The 552-nt window shown below is 55.6% G+C and carries 1 protein-coding gene; it reads right to left on the bottom strand.

The window, feature by feature from the left end:
• Positions 1–428, bottom strand: a 428-nt coding sequence (locus A3754_RS04405) for an RNA polymerase factor sigma-32 (protein ID WP_156496779.1), incomplete at its 3' end; no start/stop codon positions are given.
• Positions 429–552: the final 124 nt, after the last annotated feature.

The following is a 552-nucleotide window of genomic DNA, read 5'->3' as shown; positions in this document are numbered from 1 at the left end:
AGATTAAAGAACAGTTTGCGCTGGGCCTTGGTGGTGGCCACTTTCACGATGCGCCAGTTCTTGATCACGTATTCGTGGATTTCTGCTTTGATCCAGTGCACGGCAAAGCTCACCAGGCGTACGCCCTTGGTGGGGTCAAAGCGTTTCACTGCCTTCATCAGGCCCACGTTGCCTTCTTGCACCAGGTCACCCAGTGGCAGGCCGTAACCGGTGTAGCTACGGGCGATATGAGCCACAAAGCGCAGGTGTGACAGCACCAGGCTGCGTGCCGCATCCAGGTCCTGATCGTAATACAGGCGTTCGCCAAGGCGTTGCTCTTCGTCTGCGCTGAGTACCGGCACGGCGTTAACGGCTCGCATGTAGGCATCCAGGTCGTTACCCGGTACCGCTAATGTGAGCGCCTGTGCGCGTTCTGAAAGGTGTGTCATGCGCGTGTTCTCCTCGTTGGCGTCGCTCGTTGACGAGCATCCCAATCCGTTTGAGTCCTGATATTAGCACTCGCTTCTATAGAGTGCTAATAGGTGAAAAAGTTCCGTTTGATCGACTCAGTTG

It is taken from the genome of Alcanivorax sp. HI0083, from assembly GCF_001635175.1.
The sequence above is the reverse complement of the archived record's forward strand: the minus strand, read 5'-3'. Positions and strand labels throughout refer to the sequence as shown.